Origin of the sequence: Bacillus sp. SIMBA_005 (genome assembly GCF_046535585.1) — a bacterium.
Taxonomy (GTDB): Bacteria; Bacillota; Bacilli; order Bacillales; family Bacillaceae; genus Bacillus; species Bacillus pumilus.
In genome coordinates, this window is record NZ_JAWRWI010001090.1 from 1 (window position 1) to 239 (window position 239).

Sequence of the window (239 nt, forward strand, 5' to 3'; positions counted from 1 at the left end):
TATGAGACAGGGATGATCTGTACTTGTACTGGTGACAGCCATAATCGGAAGGCGCCTGCCTAATGCTCGATGAGAATACCAAGGCAACGATCAAGAGAACCGAAAATGGCACTGTGAATGACAACTGGCCGTACCCTTTCATTCTTTTCATTGATATATGTTAAATCAAATTTCTCAGGCATTTGAAAATGCCGCTGGATTATGGCGCCTTGGTGGCTCCGCTGCACGGCGCCTTTAAT

Annotated in this window: 1 pseudogene; it reads right to left on the reverse strand. The window is 46.0% G+C overall.

Features of this window, described 5'->3' with window-relative positions:
- Nucleotides 1–62: 62 nt before the first annotated feature.
- A pseudogene (locus SB660_RS23485) lies at nucleotides 63–239 on the reverse strand (aminoacyl--tRNA ligase-related protein); the annotation flags it as partial.